This window comes from Mesorhizobium sp. M2C.T.Ca.TU.002.02.1.1 (assembly GCF_003997225.1).
Window position 1 is genome coordinate 1 of record NZ_RZTO01001522.1, and the last position, 461, is coordinate 461.

A 461-nucleotide genomic window follows, 5' to 3' on the forward strand; every position below is an offset into this window, starting at 1 on the left:
GCGCGGTGATGAGCCAGTAAGCGGCGCGAAGAGCAAGTTGGCCTCCGCGGAACATCGCGTCGCCGAGTCGGGCCCGGCGTTGCCGCGGGCAGACGGTTTCGCGCTGCCAGGCGCGATATCCAGCCAGCGTCTGTCGGCGCTGGCTGTTCTGCTCGTCGTCGCCGTGCTCAGCCTGCTGCCGATGGCGCGTCTCGTGCTTGCGGCGATCGCGCCCGGCGGAGAGGTCGATTTCGCAGCCTTCGCCGGGCGGCTTGCCAGCCCTGCCGCGCTAAAGGCGACGTGGCATACGCTGGACACGGCCTTTTTCGGCGCGCTGCTGGCGCTTTGCCTCGGCATCCCGTTCGCCATCGCGGTGACGATGACCGATCTGCCTGGACGAAAGATCCTCGGTTTCCTCCTGCTTCTGCCGCTGATGATCGCGCCGCAGGTGACGGCGCTCGCCTGGCTGCATCTCTTCGGCC

Annotated in this window: 1 pseudogene; it reads left to right on the forward strand. The window is 68.3% G+C overall.

The window, feature by feature from the left end:
• Positions 1 to 37 precede the first annotated feature (37 nt).
• Positions 38 to 461: pseudogene (locus EOD07_RS37090) on the forward strand (hypothetical protein); the annotation flags it as partial.